Annotated in this window: 20 protein-coding genes; 15 read left to right on the top strand and 5 right to left on the bottom strand. The window is 36.7% G+C overall.

Features of this window, described 5'->3' with window-relative positions; genetic code table 11:
- Positions 1 to 64: 64 nt before the first annotated feature.
- Positions 65 to 778: an RsfA family transcriptional regulator gene (locus tag MHI39_RS25185; protein ID WP_342540432.1), complete on the bottom strand. Its 714-nt coding sequence runs from the start codon at positions 776 to 778 to the stop codon at positions 65 to 67.
- A 307-nt stretch (positions 779 to 1,085) separates the two neighbouring features.
- On the opposite strand from MHI39_RS25185, the gene MHI39_RS25180 reads away from it, so the two are divergent.
- The gene (locus MHI39_RS25180; RefSeq protein WP_058005773.1) at positions 1,086 to 2,387 is read left to right on the top strand and encodes an HD domain-containing protein; all 1,302 of its coding nucleotides are present in this window, start codon (positions 1,086 to 1,088) and stop codon (positions 2,385 to 2,387) included.
- A gap of 41 nt (positions 2,388 to 2,428) precedes the next feature.
- Positions 2,429 to 2,941, top strand: coding sequence for a hypothetical protein (locus tag MHI39_RS25175; protein ID WP_058005774.1), 513 nt, complete (start codon positions 2,429 to 2,431; stop codon positions 2,939 to 2,941).
- Between the two features lie 53 nt (positions 2,942 to 2,994).
- On the opposite strand, the gene MHI39_RS25170 is transcribed toward MHI39_RS25175, so the two are convergent.
- A complete protein-coding gene (locus MHI39_RS25170) occupies positions 2,995 to 3,198 on the bottom strand; it encodes a 2-hydroxymuconate tautomerase (protein WP_235813395.1) in 204 nt (67 codons plus the stop codon).
- Between the two features lie 245 nt (positions 3,199 to 3,443).
- On the opposite strand from MHI39_RS25170, the gene MHI39_RS25165 reads away from it, so the two are divergent.
- Both MHI39_RS25165 and MHI39_RS25160 read left to right on the top strand, forming a co-directional pair.
- The gene (locus tag MHI39_RS25165) at positions 3,444 to 4,118 is read left to right on the top strand and encodes a site-2 protease family protein (protein ID WP_058005776.1); all 675 of its coding nucleotides are present in this window, start codon (positions 3,444 to 3,446) and stop codon (positions 4,116 to 4,118) included.
- Positions 4,119 to 4,129: 11 nt separating this feature from the next.
- Positions 4,130 to 4,642 carry a YwhD family protein gene (locus MHI39_RS25160; RefSeq protein WP_058005777.1) on the top strand — a complete coding sequence of 171 codons (513 nt, stop codon included), beginning with the start codon at positions 4,130 to 4,132 and terminating at the stop codon, positions 4,640 to 4,642.
- Positions 4,643 to 5,062: 420 nt separating this feature from the next.
- Here MHI39_RS25160 and MHI39_RS25155 read toward each other — a convergent pair whose 3' ends face one another.
- Positions 5,063 to 7,120: a transglycosylase domain-containing protein gene (locus tag MHI39_RS25155; RefSeq protein ID WP_139254974.1), complete on the bottom strand. Its 2,058-nt coding sequence runs from the start codon at positions 7,118 to 7,120 to the stop codon at positions 5,063 to 5,065.
- 299 nt (positions 7,121 to 7,419) lie between these two features.
- Between MHI39_RS25155 and speE the strand changes: the two genes are divergently transcribed.
- From speE to argS, 5 genes are all read left to right on the top strand, one after another.
- On the top strand, positions 7,420 to 8,250 hold the full coding sequence (gene speE, locus MHI39_RS25150; RefSeq protein WP_058005778.1) for a spermidine synthase: 831 nt from the start codon (positions 7,420 to 7,422) through the stop codon (positions 8,248 to 8,250).
- A 55-nt stretch (positions 8,251 to 8,305) separates the two neighbouring features.
- Positions 8,306 to 9,178, top strand: a complete 873-nt coding sequence (speB, locus tag MHI39_RS25145) for an agmatinase (protein WP_058005779.1) — start codon at positions 8,306 to 8,308, stop codon at positions 9,176 to 9,178.
- A gap of 192 nt (positions 9,179 to 9,370) precedes the next feature.
- Positions 9,371 to 10,117, top strand: a complete 747-nt coding sequence (locus tag MHI39_RS25140; RefSeq protein ID WP_058005780.1) for a sulfite exporter TauE/SafE family protein — start codon at positions 9,371 to 9,373, stop codon at positions 10,115 to 10,117.
- A gap of 82 nt (positions 10,118 to 10,199) precedes the next feature.
- A complete protein-coding gene (locus MHI39_RS25135; protein WP_235813392.1) occupies positions 10,200 to 10,634 on the top strand; it encodes a DUF1934 domain-containing protein in 435 nt (144 codons plus the stop codon).
- Between the two features lie 6 nt (positions 10,635 to 10,640).
- A complete protein-coding gene (gene argS, locus MHI39_RS25130) occupies positions 10,641 to 12,311 on the top strand; it encodes an arginine--tRNA ligase (RefSeq protein ID WP_058005781.1) in 1,671 nt (556 codons plus the stop codon).
- Positions 12,312 to 12,411: 100 nt separating this feature from the next.
- Here the strand turns inward: argS and MHI39_RS25125 are convergent, their stop codons facing one another.
- Both MHI39_RS25125 and cls read right to left on the bottom strand, forming a co-directional pair.
- Positions 12,412 to 13,986, bottom strand: a complete 1,575-nt coding sequence (locus tag MHI39_RS25125) for an IS1182 family transposase (RefSeq protein ID WP_058006960.1) — start codon at positions 13,984 to 13,986, stop codon at positions 12,412 to 12,414.
- Between the two features lie 371 nt (positions 13,987 to 14,357).
- Positions 14,358 to 15,554 (bottom strand): cardiolipin synthase, encoded by a 1,197-nt coding sequence (gene cls / locus MHI39_RS25120; RefSeq protein WP_058006770.1) that lies wholly within the window; start codon positions 15,552 to 15,554, stop codon positions 14,358 to 14,360.
- Between the two features lie 189 nt (positions 15,555 to 15,743).
- Here cls and MHI39_RS25115 point away from each other — a divergent pair, with 189 nt between their 5' ends.
- From MHI39_RS25115 to MHI39_RS25090, 6 genes are all read left to right on the top strand, one after another.
- Positions 15,744 to 17,858, top strand: coding sequence for a 4Fe-4S dicluster domain-containing protein (locus MHI39_RS25115; RefSeq protein ID WP_058006769.1), 2,115 nt, complete (start codon positions 15,744 to 15,746; stop codon positions 17,856 to 17,858).
- A 248-nt stretch (positions 17,859 to 18,106) separates the two neighbouring features.
- Positions 18,107 to 19,294 (top strand): acetyl-CoA C-acetyltransferase, encoded by a 1,188-nt coding sequence (locus tag MHI39_RS25110; protein WP_259548412.1) that lies wholly within the window; start codon positions 18,107 to 18,109, stop codon positions 19,292 to 19,294.
- Positions 19,295 to 19,418: 124 nt separating this feature from the next.
- The gene (locus MHI39_RS25105) at positions 19,419 to 20,270 is read left to right on the top strand and encodes a 3-hydroxybutyryl-CoA dehydrogenase (RefSeq protein WP_058006767.1); all 852 of its coding nucleotides are present in this window, start codon (positions 19,419 to 19,421) and stop codon (positions 20,268 to 20,270) included.
- Positions 20,271 to 20,287: 17 nt separating this feature from the next.
- Positions 20,288 to 21,418, top strand: a complete 1,131-nt coding sequence (locus tag MHI39_RS25100; RefSeq protein ID WP_058006766.1) for an acyl-CoA dehydrogenase — start codon at positions 20,288 to 20,290, stop codon at positions 21,416 to 21,418.
- A 27-nt stretch (positions 21,419 to 21,445) separates the two neighbouring features.
- Complete coding sequence (locus MHI39_RS25095) at positions 21,446 to 22,585, top strand: acyl-CoA dehydrogenase (RefSeq protein ID WP_058006765.1); 1,140 nt, start codon at positions 21,446 to 21,448, stop codon at positions 22,583 to 22,585.
- A gap of 68 nt (positions 22,586 to 22,653) precedes the next feature.
- A complete protein-coding gene (locus MHI39_RS25090) occupies positions 22,654 to 23,277 on the top strand; it encodes a TetR/AcrR family transcriptional regulator (protein WP_173720055.1) in 624 nt (207 codons plus the stop codon).
- Positions 23,278 to 23,377 lie beyond the last annotated feature (100 nt).

The raw sequence follows: 23,377 nt of genomic DNA, 5'->3' as shown, positions 1-23,377 counted from the left end.
GATCGGGGAGCTTACCCATTTTTGATTCTCATAGCTGGCTAAACAAGGAGCATGTGCTTTATAATTACTCCGCCAGTTTCTCCAAATTTCCATTGCGATCCATTTTGAAGGTTGAATTCGATGGTTCATCTTCTTCAAATAGTACAAGCTTTCTAGCTCTATTCATTATTTTCATCATGGTTTCATAATCATCCTGCATTGTAACAGAATTCTTTTCAAGCTCGTGGATTCGATTTTGCAAATCCTCGTTTTGATGTTTTAAATCTAAATTTTCTCGCTTTAATCTTGCATTCTCGCTTTTTAAAATGGTTGATTGAAACTGTGTGCTATTTAAGTATTGTAAATAGCTTATAACCTTCTGCAAATTTAATTCCTCGTTGATTTTATTCATGGATGTAGAAGTAGCTGTAATTGGCGTTTTGACTACATCTTTTTCTTCTGCAAATTCCTGATTAATAGTTTCCAAAGGTGTATCTCCAACTTCTTCTAAGGTTGGAGTAGGTGGCTGATAGAGTAGCTTTTTCTTTCCACCTTGGTCTTTTCCGAGTAAACGTTGTCTTTGTTTACGCTGCTTCTTTGCTAATTGTAATGCTTGCTCATAGTCGTGACGCACTACAGCATTCCAGCGAAAACCACAGGCTGCAGATGTTCTGTTTAGTCTGTCTCCTACCTCTTCAAAGGCATTTAATTGGGTACTGCCTTCACGGACATGCCGTAAAACTGTTTCTGCTAAAATTAAATCATTTTCTTCTGTCCAAGCATCTTGGCGATCTTTCATTCTTCTCAACTCCCATTTCATAATTAACTTTCCCCGTTAATCAAAGGATGGACAAAAGAAACAACTTTTATACCAATATTGTAAAAAATAAAAATTATAATAGTTTCGCAAATTTCCATAAGAAGAATTTACATACATTACTTTGAAACAGACGGTAAATAATCCTTACCTTTACCAATTTATTTCAGCTTGTCACTAGCCAAAAAGATGGAATGCCAATTTTCAGGGTATTTATTCCGAGCCACTTTCCTATTGAAGAATAACTCGGGTATAATAAAATTATGATAGTCTAGGAAGAGGGTTAGACATGGAATATTCTAAACAGAAGTTAACCGAAGAGAAGGTGTTTAAGGATCCTGTTCACCGTTATGTCCATGTACGGGATAAGGTAATATGGGATTTGATAGCTACAAAAGAATTTCAACGCCTGCGTCGAATACGCCAGCTTGGAACAACTTACTTTACTTTCCATGGAGCGGAACATAGTCGCTTTAATCATTCCCTAGGTGTATATGAAATTATTAGAAGAATTATTGACGATGTTTTTGACGGAAGACCTGAATGGGACCCAGAAGATCGCCTTCTTACCCTATGTGCAGCCCTTTTGCATGACTTAGGACATGGTCCATTCTCACACTCTTTTGAAAAGGTATTTCATCTGGATCATGAGGAGTTCACACAGGATATTATTGTTGGGGATACGGAAGTAAATGCCATTTTAAGTAAGGTGAATGCAGATTTTCCAACAAAGGTAGCTGAAGTAATTGCGAAAACATATGAAAATAAGTTGATTGTGAGTTTGATATCCAGTCAATTGGATGCAGATCGTATGGATTATTTACTTAGAGATGCTTACTTTACCGGAGTAAGTTATGGTAATTTTGATATGGAAAGATTGCTGCGCGTTATGAGACCGAAGGAAGACCAGGTGGTATTTAAATATAGTGGCATGCATGCAGTTGAGGATTATATCTTGAGCCGCTATCAAATGTATTGGCAGGTTTATTTTCACCCAGTTACAAGAAGTGCGGAGGTAATCCTAACGAAAATCCTCCACCGAGCAAAAGAGCTTCATGATGAATATTATTCATTCAAACATCATCCAATCCACTTTTATTCCCTTTTTGAGGATGAATTAACATTAGAAGACTATTTAAAATTGGATGAACATATTATATTATATTATTTTCAAATGTGGCAGGAAGAAGAAGACAAGATTCTAAGTGATTTATGTACGAGATTTGTGAATAGAAGCCTATTCAAATATGTTGACTTTGATCCGGCAAAACAGTTTAAAGTACATAGCCAATTAGAAACTCTTTTTAAACAAGTAGGAATTGATCCTAATTATTATTTAGTCGTTGACTCGTCCTCAGATCTACCATATGACTTCTATCGCCCAGGTGAAGAGGAAGAAAGATTACCTATTCATTTATTAAAAAAGAGCGGAGAAATCCGAGAATTATCGAGAGAATCTGATATTGTTGATGCTATTTCGGGAAAACGGAGAACGGATCATAAGTTATATTATCCAGCCGATCTCATTCAGGATGATACGACTAACAGTGAAATGAAGCAGAAGATTCGTTCTATATTGGAAAGTTTATGATGTAATATTTCTAGTTTGAGTAAAGCAGGAGATGAGTTTCATTGTTAAATGATCATGTTAGATTAATGGGGGCACTTGCTGCTTCAGGAGAAATCATTGGACGAAAAAAGCTGCAAAAAATGATTTATATCGCGAAAAAATTAGATTTTCCATTTCAAGAGAAATTCCAGTTTCACTTCTATGGGCCATATTCAGAAGAATTGACATTAAGAGTGGAAGAACTTTCGAATTTAGGTTTTATAGAAGAAACTAAGGAAAAAAAGGGCGGCTATTTTCAATACCGTTATTCCATCAGTGATAGTGGAAGAGAGTTTTTAAGTATGTATGAAACGAAGATGCCCTATTTGGATGAGTGCTTAGAAAATATGAATGACCAAAATGCTCGTTTCTTAGAATTGGTATCAACTGTACTCTATTTTGATAATCTTTCACGCACAGAGGTTATTGAAAAGATTCATAAAGTAAAGGCTAAACAAAATTATACTGAAGATGAAATTGACCAAGCATATCAATATATTGACTCACTAAAAAAAATCGCTAAGCCCCATCAATGAGGCGTAGCGATTTTTTATAAGTTAAACTGTTGTTACTATGTCCTGTGATCGAATTATTTTTCACTAAGTCGTTTTCCACCGACAGCATAATGATTTTTTGTCATTTCTTCAATAAAAACAACAATGTTTTCTTTAGGTGCTCCAGCAGTTTCACTTACAGCCTCGGTCACTTTTTCTACAAGTGCTTTTTTCTGCTCTTCAGTACGTCCTTCTAACATCTTTACTGTAATATATGGCATCTTTTCTATCTCCTTTATGTAGATATAATAATAATCACTATAATAAAAGTGTATGGTTTTATGCAGAAGGAAGCAAGGGAATAATGGTGATTGACGTCCTTTTTAAACTGGAAAAAAGAAATTCATCCGATGTTGTTGTATACTTATAAAAAGTGGTTTTTTTCGCTAGGATTTTAAATTGGTGAATATGGAAGTAAGAATGTTATTGCTAGAAATAAAGTTTAACAAGAACATAATAAAATATTTTAAAAAGGGGATAGGTTGTGGATCAGTTATCAAATTTTTTATCTGGAATATTAAGATATCCAATTGAACAACTTCCATTTGTGGTAATTACTTTATTAATCGCATTTACTGTTCATGAGTTTGCCCATGCATATACTGCTTATAAATTTGGAGACCCTACAGCAAAAGATCAAGGTCGTTTGACGCTAAATCCGATTCAACATCTCGATCCATTGGGTACAATTCTTATATTAATTGCTGGATTTGGTTGGGCACGTCCGGTACCAGTGAATCGCCGTCATTTTAAAAACCCAAGGGCAGCAGGAGTTTTAGTTTCACTCATGGGTCCTGTAAGCAATTTGCTAATGGCCTTTATCGGATATGGGATTTTTTATTTTATCATTTCTTTGGGTTCTTGGACGACGACTTCTAATTTCATCATAGATTTTTTAAATGTATTTATCCAACTAAATATGATGCTTTTTGTTTTTAATTTATTTCCGCTACCACCGCTTGATGGGTATCGAATTGTAGAAGATTTAGTAAGTCCGTCGATGAGGGCAAAGCTAACACAATATGAACAATATAGTATTTTAGTTTTTTTAATTATTTTAGTGACTCCATTAGATAGATATACAATTTATCCGATCATGCAGGCTGTTAGTACATTCTTTATTAGGTGCTTTCAATCGATATTTTCGATGTTTATGTAGGAGGTCTTACAATGGAACAAGGAAAAAAGAAGGTAGAATTTAATATTATTAAAAATGACCCTACTGATGGACATAGAGGGTTTGGAATTGGCTCATTAAGTCTAGAAAATGTTTCACCAGTATTTATTGATGTAGAAGAAGGGGAAGCATTTGTTGACATTGGTGCAATGCATGCAAGAAGCTCCGTAGAAAAGAGGGTAAAGTTTTTGCCCAATCGTGATGAGGTTCCAGAGGGAGCGAAGCCATATTGGTTGGTATGGGTGACGATTGATCGGAAGGTAGAGGGCCCCTATTATGCTGGGGTTACAGCGTGTGAAATGACTGTCAATAAGGAAGCACGTAGGGGCTACAAATCATTGCCAGAGCATGTCAATCGTTTGGATAAATCGCTAAAACGTCATATTATTGTCGAACATATGGATGAAAATTCGAAAAAAGTATTGGAGAAATTTTTAAAAGACCATAATGAGGAGATGTGGAATCTTTCAAGTGATGAGTTGAAGCAAGGCCTACATGTTGAGTAAAGAAGAGTAGGATCCAACGTGATGCCTTGTTAAGGCTCTTTTCTCAAACATGGTTTGCTATTTAAGAAGAGTTATAACTAATAAATATCAACAGTGATCGCTACACGTTTCATTTTATTGAGAAAAGAGCTGCAATCTCCATAAGAACCGCTAGAATCCTTTATTGGGAGTAAAAGCCGGTTGTGGGGCTTTTACAAAAGCAACTTTAATGATACGAAAACAGCCTTTGTTAAAGATAAATGTGAACAAAAAGTGACAGTTGTTTGAATTTATCCACAGTCACTTGCTGATTTTTAAGAAAATAAGTAAACTTAAATTGATGGTTTGCAATTACAAACTAGGACACGAAAAACTCGGGGACGCACACCCGAGTTTTTCCATGTATCAGTATATTTTCCTTCATTTACACTTTCACTCTTCCTAAAATAGGCGGAAAAGTTTGTTAAACCATGGTTTATCCTCCTTTTTTGACTTTTTATGTTTATGTGGATGGGGGGAGTTGCCAATGTGTGTATCACAGTAATCGGTTGGCTCTGTGCCAGCAACAAAATAGGTTAATCGTGAAACAGGGCAATCAGCTGTTGCTATTTTACCGCTTTCTGGGTCTATAGGAACAGAAACGACTCCCTTTGGTTTTTTAAAGGTTTTAATGGGTTGATGTTCGAGTGAACGTTCCATAAAGCGTATCCAAATATTTTTTGCATATAATTTATCAGCTGTTAATGTGATAGTCTTTCCTTCATCATATCCGGTCCATACTCCAGCTGTCAGTTGAGGTGTGAATCCGATCATCCAACTGTCGGAATTAGTTGAACCTGATTTTCCAGCATATAGCCTAGTCATTTGGTTAGCAATCGTTGCGCCGGTTACAGAGGAATAACCATTTAATTTTTTATCAAACATTCCTGTCATCATTTGGTCCAAAACAAAGGTTAATTTCGGATCTAGTACCTGCTCTTTTTTCGGTTCATATTGGTAGAGAATATTTCCTTGATAATCCTCCACTTTAGTAATAAAGACAGGCTCTACTTGATTTCCGCCGTTAGCTAATAGGCTATATGCATTGACCATATCAATGACACGTACGCCCGAAGTGCCAAGTGCAAGGGAAGGAACCTTGGCCATTTTTGAATGAATTCCAAATTGCTTTGCTGTATCAATTAAAGTTTGTTGCCCAAGAAAGAGATGAGTTTTTACAGCAAAGACATTATCTGAAAGTGCGAGTGCTTGTGCCATTGAAATATCACCATTTGCATATTTGCTATTAAAATTATGTGGGGTATATTCTGATCGGCCATCATCAAAACGAAAAGTGGTAGGTTCACTCTTCATCATTGTGGTTGGAGTAAATCCCTTTTCTAACGCTGCATAGTATAATAGCGGCTTTATCGTTGATCCTGGTTGGCGTAGTGCTTGAACAGCTCGATTATATTGACTCTTATTATAGTCTCTCCCACCAACAAGGGCGGAAACAAATCCTGTTTCAGGATCCATTGCAGCAAATCCAATTTGAATATTGGAATTCTCCGAAATGGTTTCCTCTACTACTTCTTCTGCAATTTTCTGTTGATTCGTATTTAATGTTGTATATACATGTAACCCTCCTAAATCAATGATGCGATCATCGATATTTAGCTTAGATTTTAGGAGACTTCTAACTGTATCTTGAAAATAGGGAGCGATTGTAGCAGTTTGATATGAATGTTCCCCTACAATGGCGAGTTTCTCCTTTTCAGCGAGATTTGCCTCTTTTTGTGTTATATATTTATTTTTAACCATTGCTTGAAGAATGATTTTTTGCCTTGTTTTTGCTCTATCAAAATTAGTAATGGGTGAATAGATACTTGGCCCCTTTGGAATTCCGGCTAAAATAGATGCTTCTCCAAGACTTAGGTCTTTTGCACTTTTTCCAAAATAAAATTGACTTGCGGCTTCAATCCCGTACGCTTGATTGCCATAATTAATAGTATTTAAATACCCTTCTAAGATCTGGTTTTTATCATAATTCATCTCAAGTCTTATTGTAAAAAATGCTTCTGAGAGCTTTCTTTTCCAAGTTTTATCTAATGTTAAAAAAAGATTTCTTGCATATTGCTGTGATATGGTGCTGGCTCCCTGTACCTTATCCATTGCTTTAATATCTGCGATAATTGCCCCACCAATGCGCTTTACATCAAACCCGTGGTGACCATAGAAATTTTGATCTTCAATCGATATGGTCGCATGAATTAGATCCGTAGAAATATCATCGATATTAACCCAATATCGTTTTTCACCATTATTACTCTCTCCAATAATCTTTCCATCGCTGGAATAGTATAATGATGATTGTGGTACAGATAGAGGCGGTGGACCTAAAATTTTTGCGTAAATGAGTATTCCAGCAATAAAAATAATGAATATAGTAAGAACGATTAAAAAGGCTAATAAGGATAGCCTAAAATATCGCTTCGTTTTTTTTATTTTGGGACTTGGCATTGTTTCTATGATGATCACCTCATTTATCTTATATGCGTGGGTGGCAGTGCTAGATTTATTTTGCAAATAAAACATAGGTCTTATGTTTATAAAATGTATATTCTATCAGTATGAAAAAACAGAGCCTTTTTTAAACATAAGGTGACAAATTTCTTAGAAAACAAGTAAAAATTTTTCTTGCAATTTGACTAGAATTCTTTATACTTTTTCTCATGTTTGTATTTAATGTCTTAGGGAAAAATGGATGTAGAAGCATCTATAGGAAGACAAAAACTATTGAAACGGAAAGGAAGTTTACGATGGGTGGTTTATGGTTTACAGAGAAACAAACAGAGCATTTTGGAATTACAATGGAGATAAAACAAACTTTACATACAGAACAAACCGAGTTTCAAAAATTAGACATGGTTGAAACTGAGGAATGGGGCAATATGTTACTCTTGGATGATATGGTCATGACTACTCAAAAGGACGAGTTTGTCTATCATGAGATGGTAGCCCATGTCCCTTTATTTACACACCCAAATCCAGAAAATGTTCTTGTTGTTGGTGGTGGTGATGGCGGAGTTATTCGTGAAATTTTAAAACATCCAAGTGTGAAGAAGGCAACTCTTGTGGATATCGATGGAAAGGTAATTGAGTATTCTAAAAAGTTTCTACCAGAAATTGCTGGTGAATTAGAAAATCCACGTGTAGATGTACAGGTTGACGATGGTTTTATGCATATTGCAAATAGTGAAAATGAGTATGATGTCATTATGGTAGATTCAACTGAACCTGTAGGTCCAGCGGTTAACCTATTTACAAAAGGCTTCTATGCTGGAATTTCTAAAGCATTAAAAGAAGATGGACTTTTCGTTGCTCAAACGGACAATCCTTGGTTCAAAGCTGATCTCATTCGTGAGGTACAAAAAGATGTAAAGGAAATTTTCCCGATTACTAGACTTTATATTGCTAATGTACCGACGTATCCAAGTGGAATGTGGACATTTACTGTAGGTTCTAAAAAATATGATCCACTTGAAGTAAGTGAAGACCGTTTTCATGATATTAACACGAAATATTATACGAAAGAGCTTCATAAAGCGGCATTCGTATTGCCTAAATTCGTAAAGGATTTAACAGAATAATTATTTTAAACAGTAGATATCAGAGGATATCCTTTTATAGAAGGGGGATCACCAAATGAGATTTGATGAAGCCTACTCAGGAAATGTATTCATTAAAAGTCATCCTCATTATGAGGATAGTCAAGCGGTCATTTATGGAATGCCGATGGATTGGACGGTAAGCTATCGACCAGGCTCACGCTTCGGTCCTGGAAGGATTAGAGAGGTATCTATAGGATTAGAAGAATATAGTCCATATTTGGATCGTGAATTAGAAGAGGTAAAATACTTTGATGCAGGAGATATTCCATTACCCTTCGGGAATCCACAACGCAGTATTGAATTAATTGAGGAATATATTGATGGCCTATTAAAGGATAATAAATTTCCACTTGGAATGGGTGGAGAACACCTAGTTTCATGGCCTGTTATTAAGGCAATGTATAAAAAATACCCTGATCTAGCGATTATCCATATGGATGCTCATACGGATTTACGCTCGGAATATGAAGGGGAACCATTGTCACATTCTACACCTATTCGTAAAGCTGCAGAATTAATAGGTCCTGGAAATGTTTATTCATTTGGTATTCGTTCAGGAATGAAAGAAGAATTCGAATGGGCAAAAGAAAATGGAATGCATATTTCAAAATTTGAAGTACTTGAACCATTAAGAAAGGTTCTACCTTTATTAGCAGGACGTCCGGTTTATGTAACTATTGATATTGATGTTCTTGATCCTGCACATGCACCAGGGACTGGTACGGTTGATTGCGGTGGTATTACTTCTAAAGAACTATTAGCCTCCATACATGAAATCGCTCGTTCGAAAGTAAAGGTAGTAGGTGGTGATTTAGTAGAAGTAGCTCCAATCTATGATCCATCTGAACAAACGGCCAACACAGCAAGCAAATTAATTCGCGAAATGATCCTTGGATGGGTTAAATAAATATAGTAACAATATAGAGTATTTTATACATTGGTAAGAAAGACTGGATAGAAAGGATTATTTCCTTTCTTATTCAGTCTTTTTCTTTGTCCATAGCTTCAAGTTCTAATGGTGTTACCTTATGCTATAATGTTCTGGTGATCATAAATATTTTAAAGCAATTTTTGTGAACGTTTGATTGGAGTGTCATTCATGGCAATCGTATTAACTATGTTACTTTTAGGAGCAATTCTCGGCTTTGTAGGTGCAGGTGGGTCGGGATTTATTATTGCTATTCTTACACTTGTATTCAAAATTCCAATTCATACTGCATTGGCCACTTCCTTAACCGCAATGGCTTTTACAAGTTTATCTGGTGCTTTTAGTCATTATCGAGAAGGAAATATTTCTATTAAGGCAGGACTGTTAGTAGGCGGCTTTGGAGCAATTGGAGCTTTAATTGGATCGAAAATTGCAGCCTTTATTCCTACTAATGAGATGCATTATTTAACAGGTGGAATGTTATTTCTTTCTGCAATTTTATTAATTCTTCGATTATTACTGTTGAAAAATAAAGATGGAGAAGACAAAAAATGGTCCATCAATTCGGCTCAAATCATGAAAGCAGCGTGCTTAGGTATGATTACGGGTATACTATCGGGTACGTTTGGTATTGGCTCAACGCCATTTATTCAATTAGGGCTGCTAACTTTTCTTGGACTTACTCTTCGTCAATCCATCGGTACCACAATGCTTGTAATTGTTCCTATCGCAGTTGGGGGAGGAGTCGGGTTTTCAACAGAAGGATTTTTAGATGTCACTTTATTAATTCAAGTTTTAATAGGCACGATGCTGGGAGCATATATTGGGGCTAAATTTACGAACCTTGTACCGAAGGTGGTCTTAAAAGCTGCTATGATCTTAACACCAATTACAAGTGGATTGATTCTTATGTTTTAAGGAAACACCAGTTTAATTTTTATTCCAATAAGGTTATAATGAGAAAATTAAAGATACATAAAAATTAAAGGATGTGGATCATTTGGCAGAGGAAGTCGGTCATCAAATGCCTGTCAAAATTCACTTAAAGACAACAATCACACAAGATCGGGAAAACGAGAAGTATGAGTTAATGCTTTTAGGTGAGTATTACCAAAAGGGCGATGCAGCTTTTTTGAAATATAATGAAGAACTAGAAGAGGGAACTGTACATACGATTGTAAAAATGTCGGAGGAAAGTGCAGTTATTTTACGTAGTGGGGCACTTAAGATGCGATTAGGTTTTCATAAGGATGTAGAAAAAAATGGGTCATATGAGAGCCCATACGGCACATTCTTGCTATCTACGAAGACGAAAAAAATTGAATATAAAAATATAGGCAATAATGAAGGTCAATTTTTATTAACATATGATCTGATGATGCAAGGAGCTTCTTCAGGTAAGTATGAAATGTTGATCACATATAAGGAGGCATAAAAATTCATGAATATAGTCGAACAAATTCAAATGAATGTCAAAAATGAAATAAAAAATGCAATAATCAAAGCTGGCCTTGCAACAGAAGAACAAATTCCTGATATCATTCTTGAAACACCAAAGGATAAGGCTCATGGAGATTATGCAGCAAATATAGCGATGCAGCTTGCACGTGTTGCAAAAAAAGCACCTCGTATGATAGCAGAAGAGATTGTTTCTCATTTTGACCCTTCTAAAGCTTCAATAGAGAAAATTGAAATTGCTGGCCCTGGATTCATTAATTTTTATATGAATAATAGCTATTTAACTGACTTAATTCCAACTGTGCTCTCTGCAGGTGATAAATACGGTCAATCTGATGCAGGAAAAGGCCAGAAAATACAAGTAGAATTTGTTTCTGCTAATCCAACGGGTGATCTTCACTTAGGACATGCACGTGGTGCCGCTGTAGGGGATTCTTTGTGTAATATACTTGAATCGGCAGGGTATGAAGTGAGCCGTGAATATTATATTAATGATGCAGGAAATCAAATTAATAATTTGGCATTATCAGTAGAGGCACGCTATTATCAAGCACTTGGACAAGAGAAAGAAATGCCTGCAGATGGCTATCACGGAAAAGATATCGTAGAAGTTGGTAAACAGCTTGCTAATGAATATGGTGAAAAGCTCCTTGAAAAAAGTGATGAAGAACGTTTTGAGTTCTTTCGCCAATATGGTTTAGAGTATGAAATGGAAAAATTGAAAACCGATTTAGAAAATTTCCGAGTTCCATTTGATGTCTGGTATTCTGAAACATCATTGTATAAAAACAATAAAATTGATGAAATGTTAAAGACCTTACGTGAACGTGGACATGTGTATGAATTGGACGGTGCCACATGGTTCCGCTCTACTGCTTTTGGTGATGATAAGGATCGCGTATTGATCAAAAATGATGGTTCGTATACGTATTTAACACCAGATATTGCTTATCACAATGATAAATTTGAACGTGGTTTTGAAAAGTTAATTAATGTCTGGGGTGCTGATCATCATGGTTATATACCGCGTATGAAGGCGGCTATGGAGGCATTAGGCTATAATCCCGAAAATCTTGAAGTAGAAATCATTCAGCTTGTTCATTTATTTAAAGACGGGGAAAAAATGAAAATGAGCAAACGGACAGGAAAAGCTGTAACAATGCGTGACTTAATTGAGGAAGTAGGACTTGATGCCACTCGTTACTTTTTTGCAATGAGAAGTGCAGATACTCATCTTGACTTCGATTTAGATTTGGCTGTTTCGCAATCAAATGAAAACCCTGTTTATTATGCACAATACGCACATGCTCGAATTTGCAGTATCCTCCGCCAAGCAGAAGAACAAGGATTAACTGTAGATGAAACCGCTAATCTTAGTCTTATCAATGCAGAAAAAGAGATTGAAGTATTGAAGAAAATAGGTGATTTCCCTGCAATAATAGCTGAGGCAGCTGAAAAACGAATTCCGCATCGTATTACTAACTATATCTATGATTTAGCATCAACATTCCATAGTTTTTATAATGCTGAAAAAGTATTAGATAAGGAAAATGCTGAACTAACAAAAGCACGTCTAGCCTTAATAAAGGCCGTTCAAATTACCTTGAAAAATGCACTAGCTTTAATTGGTGTTTCTGCACCTGAAAAAATGTAAAACAAAGAGGCTGGGACATAACTAGCTTCAAATAGTGAAAAAGTTGAATTTGAGCGAACTCAAATTCAACTTTTCCTATTTTTGTGTGTTAATTCTTCTATTACCGTAGTTGTTTGGCCGTGAATTTTCTTAAATTCACGGCCATTAATGCGAGTCCCATTTCATTTTCTACCTTCGATTTTCCTCGTACAGAAAATCGAGTGAAACGTAAATTAGCCTTCAAGAATCCAAAAACTGGTTCCACATCGATTTTGCGTTTTCGATAGATGGAGCTCGTTTTCTCTTCTGAAAGCTTCGCTCTCACATATACTTTTTGTTGTTCCCATTGTTCATTCACCATTAGTTTTCGATTGTTGCCTTCTTTCGCTTTTGTACATGATGAACGGAATGGACATCCCGAACAGTCCTCACACTCGTAGATCTTGAACCTTCGTTGGAATCCCGTACGATCAGTACGGACAGAATGATATTGAAATTCAAGACGTTTCTGGTTAGGGCATATATATGTATCTGTTTCTTCACAATACTGCCAGTTGTCGGGATTCAATGGGTTTTGTTTGTACTTTTTCTTTTGCTCCTTCAAATACAGATTATACGTAATCAGTGCTTCTCGTTTTCTGTTCAAAAGGATATCATTATAGTTTTGTTCACTACCATAACCTGCATCTGCGACAATATGTTTCGGTAACACGAAATAATGGTTCTCGATTTCATCAAGAAATGGAATTAACGTACGTGTATCTGTTGGGTTTGAAAATAAACTATAGGCAAGCGTGTATTGCCCTTCTGTTGCGATTTGTACATTGTAACCAGCTTTCAATTGTCCGTTTTGCATATAATCATCTTTCATTCGCATAAATGTCGCGTCCAGATCTGTTTTGGAATAGCTATTACGTGTGCCTAAAATTTCAAAGTCTCGTTGATATTTTTGTTTTCGTAAGACAAAATCAATCAACTGTTTACGCACTTGTTTCGGGTATTTGCGTTCACTTCTTAAAGCTTTTCGTTCTGGAACGTCTGATGATTCCTTAATTTGTTTATCATACTCAGCTACGACATTGTCCACTTTTCCTACCAATTGAGCGAGCTCTTTCAATGATAATTGTTCATCACCTTCCCGTTCAATTTCAGGTATAATTTCGTTCTCAAGTAGCTCGTTATATAGCTGGTTTGACCTTTCAATTAAACTGTGATGATATTTCTCAATCGATTTCTTCCAGACAAACGTAAATTTATTCGCATTTGCTTCAATCTTTGTACCATCAATAAAAATTGCTTCTTGATCGATTAGTTTTTCTTCGATTAATTGGCAACGAAATTGGACGAAACATTGGCGAATTAATTCTTTCACATCTGAATGAACACGGAATCGATTGATTGTACGGTAGCTTGGTTCATACCCTTGTGATAGCCACATCATCCGGATACTGTCTTTTAATAGGGCTTCAATTTTTCGCCCTGAAAAGACAGATTGGGTGTAGGCACATAAAATAATTTTAAGCATCATGCGTGGATGATAAGCAGGATAGCCCTCATTTCGCAGAAATGGTTCGAAAACTTCATGAGGAATACTTTCAACTAGATGATGGATATGAAAGGCAATATCATTTTTTTGTAATTTTACTTCTAAATCTAAAGGCAAAACTAATTGATTCATGGTATAATTTTTAAACATAAGGATCCTTCTTTCTGTATAATTTTGTTGTGGTGACTTAATTTTATCAGAAGTGGTCCTTATTTTTGTTAAAAAAATAATCAAAGCCGGTGAAATTTTACTTGTCGTAAAATTTCACCGGCTTTTTCATCTCAGAGGTGGGTTTTGTCCCAGCCTCTTTAAATTTTAGAAATGAGCTGTTTTTATCTAGTTTGTTGCTTGTGTAAAAGCCTAACCACGGCTTTATCATCCAATAAAGGATTCAGCGATTCTTATGGAGATTGCAGCTAACTCTATTCTCAGTGAAATGACAGATGTAGAAGTTTTTTACCAAATAATTACTCGTTAATACTCTACTTTAAAAGCAACAATCTTTGAGAAAAGAGCCTTTTTTAAAGTATATCAGCGATTATTCTTGCGCCGACTTCCTTTGCCTTTGTTAGTAGAGAAGTACGAGCCAGCTCCTCTTTATAAAGCTTATGCGAGTCTAGTATATCCTTTTCTACCACTTTAATCATACGTTCAATAAAATCCTGATCATAAATATAACAATTTAATTCATGATTTAGAAATAAACTCCTTCGATCAAAATTTGCTGTTCCAATTTGGCAAACAGTGGTATCGATAATGATAACCTTAGCATGGTAAAAGCCATTTAAATATTGGTAGACATGTGCTCCCTGAGCTAACAATGTACGAAAATATCGAAAGGATGCTTCTTTTACTAATAAATGATCCGACTTTTTAGGAACAATAATTTTGATAGTAATGCCTCTATTTAACGCAGCAATGAGTCTTTTCATAACTTTAGCTGAAGGGATAAAATAAGGTGTACCAATATAAATGATATCTTGAGCTGAATCTATTAGTTTACATACTTGCTCCTCTAAGCGTATTCCTTCGGTCGGAAAGAGGCAATGCTTCATTGTTCCATTTGTATTTTTGGGTGGGAGCTTTTCAGAGGATTCCCCAGTTGCCCTGTACCAATTAACAAAAAACTCTTCATGTAAATCCTGTAAACTTTCTCCTTTAATACGTAGGTGATAATCTCGCCATGGTGATAAGACTGGGTCATTATCAATATATTCCTTACCAACATTATATCCACCTAAATAACCGATTTCTCCATCGATAATGGCACATTTTCGGTGATTTCTTTGCTGCAAAGTGAAAAAAAAGAAGGGTAAACGCGGACGGTGACAAAAGGAAACATTTACACCAGCTTGTTTAATTCGATAAATTAAGTCTTTCGATGTATTATGGCTACCTAACCAGTCAAGAAGCAAACGGACCTTAACCCCTTGGAGAGCTTTTTTTTCAAGAAGTTTTAAAAACTCCTTGCTTATTTGATCATTTTTTACAATATAAAAAAGAATATTGATACTCTTTTTTGCTTGATTTATATCTGAAAAAAATGATGAAAATAAATCCTTTCCACAATTGATAAGATGAATATCTCCTTGGCGTATGGGATAGCTTCTTTTTCGGCAATGAAGTTGGTAATTTCTTTTACCCAAGAAATAATCTGCTGCACATAAAGCAATGATTATGAAAAGTACACTCAATGATATCCAAAGCCATGTCAGCATAGATTCCCTCTCCTATTTGAAAGAATGACGTTACAGTAGTATCTCCATAAATTAAGTAAACATGTAGGGGAAAACTTTTTAAAGAAAAACATTGACTGAATGCTCATTCATTATATAATGGTAAGTAAGCAACATTCAGAAAATTAGGGGTTTTTTAGACAAAGGGATCAATGGAGAGGAGTGTATATGATGTCGTGGTTACTATGGGTTAATTGGATAGCCTTTCTTTTTGTAACCGTTTACGGAGTATCGTTATTCGTATACGTGGTTAAAACAAGGATTAAATATATCAAACTTGGCAAAAAAGTAGAGTTTGACCATCGTGTAAAAGAAAGATTAAACAAAATTTGGGTGAACGTATTTGGGCAAAAAAAATTATTAAAGGATAAAAAGAGTGGGGCTATTCATGTCATGTTCTTCTATGGCTTTATTCTTGTTCAATTTGGTGCAATTGATTTTATTTGGAAAGGGCTTGCTCCTGAATCACATTTACCATTAGGACCACTCTATCCTGCATTTACATTCTTCCAGGAGATTGTCACCTTAGTCATTTTAGTCGCAGTTGTTTGGGCATTTTATCGACGTTATATTGAAAAATTGGTACGTTTAAAAAGAGGATTTAAAGCTGGTCTGGTCCTTTTATTTATCGGCGGACTCATGATATCAGTACTGATTGGGAATGGAATGGGGATTATCTGGCATGGTGAGGAAGCAGCATGGACAGAGCCTGTTGCATCACTTATTTCATTGGCATTTGGTTGGATTGGTGAAACAGCCTCGATTGTTGTTTTTTATATTGCTTGGTGGATTCATCTCATCTTCTTATTATCATTCTTAGTCTATGTTCCACAAGGAAAGCATGCTCATTTAATTGCTGGTCCTGCAAATGTTTATTTAAATCGTCTTGATGGAGTAGGGAAATTAAAAACAATTGATTTTGAGGATGAATCACAAGAGTCCTTCGGTGTGGGAAAAATTGAGGATTTTAGTCAATTACAACTAGTTGATTTATATGCTTGTGTTGAATGTGGACGTTGTACCAATATGTGCCCTGCAACAGGTACTGGGAAAATGCTATCACCAATGGATTTAATTATTAAATTGAGAGATCATTTAACCAACTATGGAGCAGCAGTAACTTCGAAGCAACCATGGGTGCCGAAATTTGCCTTTTCAAATACAACAGGAAATCAATTAGCACTTGCTAGTGCAGGAAAAGGAGTAGAAGAGGCAGCGGCATCGCTGGCATACAATCCAAGCCTAATCGGAGATGTTATCACTGAGGAAGAAATATGGGCTTGTACAACCTGCCGTAATTGTGAAGATCAATGTCCAGTAATGAATGAGCATGTAGATAAAATTATTGACTTGCGTCGTTATTTAGTATTAACAGAAGGTAAGATGGATGCAGATGCGCAACGTGCGATGCAGAATATTGAAAGGCAAGGAAATCCTTGGGGGTTAAACCGTAAAGAGCGTGAAAACTGGCGTGACGCACGTGAAGACGTACATGTACCTACGGTTAAAGAGATGAAAAAATCAGGTGAAGAGTTTGAATACTTATTCTGGGTTGGATCAATGGGATCATTTGATAATCGCAGTCAGAAAATTGCCTTATCCTTTGCAAGACTTCTAAATGAAGCAGGCGTAAAATTTGCGATTTTAGGTAATAAAGAAAAGAACTCTGGGGATACCCCACGTCGATTAGGGAATGAATTTTTATTCCAGGAGCTTGCTGGTCAAAATATTGCAGAGTTTGAAAAGAATGAAGTGAAGAAGATTGTAACAATAGATCCGCATGCTTATAACATTTTTAAGAAGGAATATCCTGATTTTGGTTTAGAGGCAGAGGTTTTCCATCATACAGAACTCCTATATGAGTTAGTAAAGGAAGGGCGTTTAAAACCGAAATTTGATGTTAGAGAAAAAATTACATTCCATGATTCATGTTATTTAGGTAGATATAATGATGTATATGATCCACCAAGGGAAATTTTAAAAGCTATACCTGGTGTTCAACTTATTGAAATGGACAGAAATCGGGAAAAAGGGATGTGCTGTGGTGCTGGTGGCGGGCTCATGTGGATGGAAGAAGATACTGGTCACCGCATAAATGTATCACGAACTGAGCAGGCATTAGCAGTTAACCCATCTGTTATCAGTTCAGGATGTCCGTATTGCTTAACAATGCTATCTGACGGTACAAAGGCTAAGGAAGTCGAAGAGACCGTCAAAACGTATGATGTAGCAGAGTTATTAGAAAAAGCAGTATGTGGTGAACCAGAGCAAACAATAGCATCATAAAAGAAATGAATTAATTCAGTAAATAGCAGAGATTGAACATAAATATAATTTAGAATTTTTTATAAAATGTTTCAATTTCTGCTATTTTTAGTTTAAAATAAACTTAAAATTAAAAAGATTGAGTGTACTAGGGGACGGACGATTGTCCCTATTTATGAAGTTAGTCATCGAGCGAGCGTTCAGTCAATATTCTGTAAGCGGTTTCTGTTAGTTGGAGATCTTCGATTTTACTAAAGGAGAGGATAGAGATGACAAAAACAGTCATTGTTAGTGGGGCAAGAACACCGTTTGGGAAATTTGGAGGAGTGTTGAGCACTTTTTCAGCATCAGAGTTAGGTGGAATGGTGATTAAAGAGGCTTTGACCCGTGCAAATATTGAACCCAAGACAGTTGGGGAAGTGATTCTTGGCGCTGTACTGCAAGGTGGTCAAGGTCAATTGCCTTCAAGGCAGGCTGCTCGAAATGCTGGTATTCCTTGGGAAACGAAAACTGAAACAATCAATAAAGTTTGTGCTTCTGGAATGAGAAGTGTAACACTAGCAGATCAACTGATTCGTTTAGGTGAAGAAGAAATTACTGTCGCTGGTGGAATGGAATCAATGTCAAATTCTCCTTATTTTCTACCTAAGGCTCGTTGGGGTTTAAAAATGGGTGATACTGCTTTGAAAGATATGATGACACATGATGGTCTAACCTGTTCATTCACAGGGGTACACATGGGAACCTATGGAAATAATACTGCAGAAGAATTTGAGATTACTAGAGAAGAACAAGATCACTGGGCATTACGGAGCCATAGAAGGGCCATTCAAGCAATGGAGGATGGAAAATTTGCTGAAGAAATTGTACCAGTATTAGTACCCCAGAGGAAAGGAAATCCAATTACTGTTACGAAGGATGAGGCACCAAGAGGTGATACAACATTCGAAAAGCTTTCTGCACTGCCGTCAGTTTTTGATAAGGATGGAACAATTACAGCAGGAAATGCTCCAGGTGTTAATGATGGTGCTTGTGCCATGGTCTTGATGAGTGAGGAAAAGGCGAAATCATCAGGAGTTGAACCATTGGCATATATACTTGGGCATACAGCTATTGCGGTTGAAGCAAAAGACTTCCCGCAAACTCCTGGACTTGTCATTAATGAATTATTAAAGAAAACAGGGCGTGCTTTAGATGAAATAGATTTGTTTGAAATCAATGAAGCTTTTGCAGCTGTATCCCTTGCTAGCAGTAAGATCGCAGGATTAGATCCAGAGAAGGTTAATGTAAATGGTGGAGCTATTGCACTTGGCCATCCTATTGGAGCGAGTGGGGCTCGAATTATTTTGACCTTAATTTATGAATTGAAGCGACGTGGTGGAGGCATTGGGATTGCAGCAATATGTTCGGGTGGTGGTCAAGGGGATGCCATCATGGTTGAAGTGAGAGGAAATTAGGTGGATTTCGTGCGAAACTTAGTAAATTTCGTACGAATCACCTATGAATTTACGCAAATCAAGCTAAGTTTCGTGCGAAATGACTCATTTATCACTGGTTCATTATACAAGGGGGTTTTCAAAAATGGAAATTAAGTCAGTAATGATAATTGGCGCTGGGCAAATGGGATCAGGAATTGCTCAAGTTTGTGCCCAAGCAGGATATACTGTGTATTTAAATGATTTAAAAGAGGAATTTATTGAAAAAGGAATGGCAGTCATTTCAAAAAATTTAACGAGGCAAGTGGATAAAGGACGAATCACAGAAGAAGAAAAGAATGATATCCTCTCGAAATTTATTCACTCAACAACACTACAGGATTCGCAAAATGTAGATATTGTTATTGAAGCTGCTGTAGAAAATATGGAGATAAAAAGTAAAATTTTTAAAGAATTAGACATTTATGCTCCTGCACACGCAATTTTAGCCTCTAATACTTCTTCATTGCCGATTACAGAGATTGCAGCTGCAACCAATCGACCAGAGAAAGTGATTGGAATGCATTTTATGAATCCGGTGCCTGTAATGAAACTTGTTGAGATCATTCGTGGATTGGCAACTGCTGATGAAGTTTATCAGGCAGTAGAGGACATGACGAAGACTTTGAAAAAGGTTCCTGTAGAAGTGAATGATTTTCCAGGTTTCGTTTCGAACCGCGTATTAATGCCAATGATTAATGAAGCCATTTTTACTTTGTATGAAGGAGTGGCAACAAAGGAAGCAATTGATGAGGTGATGAAACTCGGGATGAATCACCCGATGGGACCGCTAACTTTGGCTGACTTTATTGGTTTAGATACGTGCTTGTATATTATGGAAACTTTACATGAAGGTTTTGGGGATGATAAATACCGCCCATGCCCATTACTAAGAAAATATGTAAAGGCAGGATGGCTTGGCAAGAAATCCGGTAGGGGATTTTACACCTACGATTAGTTTAAGGGGAGACTATGATGAATCTACTATTCAGCGAAGAGCATGAAATGATGCGTAAAATGGTTCGCGACTTTGCAGAAACGGAAATTACTCCGTATATAGACAAAATGGAGGCGGGGATGTTTCCTAAGGAAGTACTTAAAAAAATGGCAGAAATAGGATTAATGGGCATAACCATTCCCGAGAAATATGGTGGGGCAGGGATGGATTTCACATCGTATATTATTGCCATTCACGAGCTATCAAGAGTGAGTGCAACGATTGGTGTTATTTTATCTGTTCACAGTTCAGTAGGAACCAATCCTATTCTGTATTTTGGAACTGAGGAACAAAAACAAAAATATATTCCGAAGCTGGCATCGGGTGAATACTTAGGTGCATTTTGTTTGACTGAGCCGAGTGCTGGTTCCGATGCAGCAAATCAAAAAACCAAGGCGACTAGAAAGAATGATCATTATATCATAAATGGGTCAAAGGTGTTTATTACCAATGGTGGTGAAGCAGATACATATATTATATTTGCTGTGACAAACCCAGAGGCTGGAAAAGAAGGTATTTCTGCTTTTATTGTTGAAAAGGATACGCCAGGATTAATCATAGGAAAAGATGAACATAAGATGGGGCTACGTGGATCTCGGACAGTTCAACTAACGTTTGAAGATATGAAGGTACCTACTGAAAACCTTTTAGGTAATGAAGGGCAAGGATTCAAAATTGCTATGGCAAATCTGGATGTTGGCAGGATAGGTATAGCCGCTCAAAGCTTAGGGATAGCCGAAGCTGCATTAGAAAAATCAGTGGAATACTCGAAACAACGGGTACAATTTGGAAAACCAATCGCTGCTCAGCAAGGTGTTGGTTTTAAACTTGCAGATATAGCAACTCAAGTTGAGGCTGCAAAGCTATTAGTTTATCGTTCTGCCAATTTACAAACAGAGGGGTTTCCTTGTAAGTCAGAAGCATCGATGGCTAAACTTTTTTCCTCACGCACTGCAGTTGAAACGACAACTGAAGCCATTCAAATATTTGGAGGATACGGATACACAGAAGATTATCCTGTAGAAAGATATTTTCGAGATGCAAAAATAACGGAAATCTATGAAGGTACTAGTGAAATACAGAAATTAGTGATTAGTAAGCAGCTATAAATTAAACAATTATTGGGGGAAATGAGCATGAATTTCAAACTATCGGAAGAGCATGAAATGATTCGTAAAATGGTTCGGGACTTTGCTGAAAATGAGGTGGCTCCAACAGCTGCAGAGCGTGATGAAGAAGAACGTTTTGATCGTGAAATCTTTGATAAGATGGCTGAATTAGGGCTTACAGGGATTCCTTGGCCGGAGGAATATGGCGGAATTGGTAGTGATTATTTGGCTTATTGCATAGCGGTGGAAGAATTATCAAGAGTATGTGCTTCGACAGGTGTCACTTTATCTGCTCATACGTCGCTTGCTGGATGGCCCATATATAAATTTGGATCAGAGGAGCAAAAACAAAAATACTTACGACCGATGGCACAAGGGGAAAAGATTGGTGGTTATGGCTTAACAGAGCCAGGTTCTGGATCTGATGCTGGAGGAATGCAAACCACTGCTCGATTAGAAGGGGATCATTACGTTTTAAACGGATCAAAGATATTTATTACAAATGGTGGTATAGCTGATATTTATGTAGTGTTTGCTTTAACTGATCCAGCAAGCAAACAAAAAGGAACTAGTGCTTTTATTATTGAAAAGGATTTTCCAGGTTTCTCTGTGGGGAAAAAGGAGAAAAAGCTTGGGATTCGTTCCTCACCAACTACAGAAATTATTTTTGAAGAATGTAAAGTCCCTAAAGAAAATTTACTAGGTGAAGAGGGGCAAGGATTTAAAATTGCAATGATGACACTCGATGGTGGAAGAAATGGGATAGCCGCTCAAGCCGTTGGCATTGCGCAAGGTGCTCTTGATGCATCTGTAGCCTATGCAAGAGAGCGTCAGCAGTTTGGAAAACCTATTGTGGCAAATCAGGGGATTGCATTTAAATTAGCAGATATGGCGACAAGCATCGAAGCTTCTCGACTATTGACATACCAAGCTGCATGGTTAGAATCAAATGGCCTTCCATATGGAAAAGAATCGGCGATGTCTAAGCTCTTAGCAGGTGATACAGCAATGAAGGTTACGACAGAAGCTGTGCAAATCTTTGGAGGGTATGGTTACACCAAGGATTACCCTGTCGAAAGATATATGCGCGATGCTAAAATCACTCAAATCTATGAAGGTACACAAGAAATTCAACGTCTAGTCATCTCTAGAATGCTCACTAAATAAGATAGCCATTGATAAAGGGGATAGCATGAATGGCTTAAAGGGTTTGGATGGGAGAGAAGGTGATGATTGTGAATAAGAAAAGAAAAGTGCATGCTTCTGTGAAGGATGAACGGTTGATCAATATGCGTAGGACGCAAATGATTCGAGGTGCAGTGGCTCTTTTTAAGGAAAAGGGGTATCACCGCACAACTACAAGGGAGATTGCTCAGGCAGCGGGTTTTAGTATCGGTACATTGTATGAGTATATCCGAACGAAGGAAGATATTCTTTATCTTGTCTGTGATAGTATATATGACCAAGTACGTGATCGCTTACAGGGGATGGATGTAGAAAAGGGGACTCTTGAAAGTCTAAAGCTTGGGATTGCTTATTATTTCAAGATTATGGACGAAATGCAAGATGAAGTTTTAGTCATGTACCAGGAGGCAAAGTCCTTATCCAAAGATGCTCTACCATATGTTCTGAAAAAAGAGATGGAAATGGTAGGAATGTTTGAAACATTGATCCGTCGTTGTATTGAAAATGGTGAATGGATGATGGATGATCCTCATATCGATTTATTAGCACATAATATTTTTGTTCAGGGACAGATGTGGGGATTTAGAAGGTGGGCTCTTAGAAAGAAATATTCTCTTGAAGAGTATATCGAACTACAAACGAATCTACTTTTAAAAGGAATTAGTGGTTTTTAACAACTAGTTTATAAGTATAAACGAAAATCATCAATCTATGTGAAAGAGCTAACATCTAAAATGGAAAGCCAAAACAAACAATGAAGAACAGGGGGAGAGA

The sequence above is a fragment of the Heyndrickxia sp. FSL K6-6286 genome (genome assembly GCF_038630395.1).
GTDB classification, from domain to species: Bacteria; Bacillota; Bacilli; order Bacillales; family Bacillaceae_C; genus Heyndrickxia; species Heyndrickxia oleronia.
The sequence above is the reverse complement of the archived record's forward strand: the minus strand, read 5'-3'. Positions and strand labels throughout refer to the sequence as shown.